Here is a 262-nt window from a genome sequence, read left to right on the forward strand (position 1 = left end):
GCGTGACCGCCGAAGGTCGCGACCGAACCCGCGCCGTAGGCTTTCTCGTAAGCGGCCTTGTAGGCGAGCGCCGACTTCTTGACCGGATTTGAATCGGGCAATTGATCGGCGACGAGAATCGGCCCGGCGGGCAGCAACTCGCCTTCGCAGTCCTTGCCGCAGACCCGCAGGAAGTCGTTATTCGCGACACCGTGCGTCTGATAAATCTTGCCCTTGTAGCCGCGATCCTTCAGCGTGGTCGCCGGCAGCGCCGACGGCGTGC

General features: G+C 64.1%; 1 pseudogene. It reads right to left on the reverse strand.

The features are described 5' to 3' along the window. Positions 1-262, reverse strand: a pseudogene (locus tag SB751_RS31950) (branched-chain amino acid ABC transporter substrate-binding protein); the annotation flags it as partial.

This window comes from Cupriavidus sp. SIMBA_020 (genome assembly GCF_046535395.1).
In the GTDB taxonomy this organism is placed as follows: domain Bacteria; phylum Pseudomonadota; class Gammaproteobacteria; order Burkholderiales; family Burkholderiaceae; genus Cupriavidus; species Cupriavidus campinensis.